Below are 264 nucleotides of genomic sequence, written 5' to 3'. Positions count from 1 at the left end.
GCTCAGTCCGATAGCGGTTTGGGTTACCATCATATAAGTATGGCTGCCAAGCAGTGGAATCCAATTGCCAGTGACGATTTCGATCAGTCCGCCTCCCATATTGCCAACGACACCGAACATATACATCACCATCGCCATGGTTCCAGCCAATAACGCATGAACAGCGAATAGCCAAGGTGCGATAAATAAGAAGGTGAATTCTAAGGGCTCGGTGATGCCAACAAACACCGCGGTTAAGGTGGCAGGGATCAGTAGCGCGGCTAC

At 50.4% G+C, this 264-nt stretch carries 1 protein-coding gene; it reads right to left on the bottom strand.

The annotated features are described in order from the left end of the window. Nucleotides 1–249, bottom strand: a 249-nt coding sequence (locus tag Q5762_RS38670) for a PTS transporter subunit EIIC (RefSeq protein WP_315896996.1), incomplete at its 3' end; no start/stop codon positions are given. Nucleotides 250–264 lie beyond the last annotated feature (15 nt).

The organism is Streptomyces sp. P9(2023), assembly GCF_032436795.1.
Taxonomy (GTDB): Bacteria; Actinomycetota; Actinomycetes; order Streptomycetales; family Streptomycetaceae; genus Streptomyces.
Note: the sequence above shows the minus strand (reverse complement) of the source record. Positions and strands in the feature narration are given on the sequence as shown.